The sequence below is a fragment of the Aequorivita sp. KMM 9714 genome (assembly GCF_011065475.1).
In the GTDB taxonomy this organism is placed as follows: Bacteria; Bacteroidota; Bacteroidia; order Flavobacteriales; family Flavobacteriaceae; genus Aequorivita; species Aequorivita sinensis.
The window spans coordinates 1-255 of record NZ_JAAGRO010000073.1; the positions used below are offsets into that span (position 1 = coordinate 1).

Sequence of the window (255 nt, forward strand, 5' to 3'; positions counted from 1 at the left end):
TTCGGAAAATGGGATGATCTAACCTATACCTATGATGGTGGGAACAAGCTTATGAAAGTAGTCGATAATTCCACTTCGGGCTCGCACAGGAATTTTGGGTTCAAGGACGGAACCAATCCCAGAGATGGCTATAGATATGATGAAAATGGGAATATGACCCAGGACCTGAACAAGGATATCTACCAGATCAGCTACAACCATCTAAATCTACCAGTGGAGATAAGGTTTGATTTGGCAAATTCAATTCCAAGGATC

Annotated in this window: 1 pseudogene; it reads left to right on the forward strand. The window is 42.0% G+C overall.

Annotation, left to right across the window (positions count from 1 at the left end):
- Positions 1 to 255, forward strand: a pseudogene (locus G3A46_RS14295) (hypothetical protein); the annotation flags it as partial.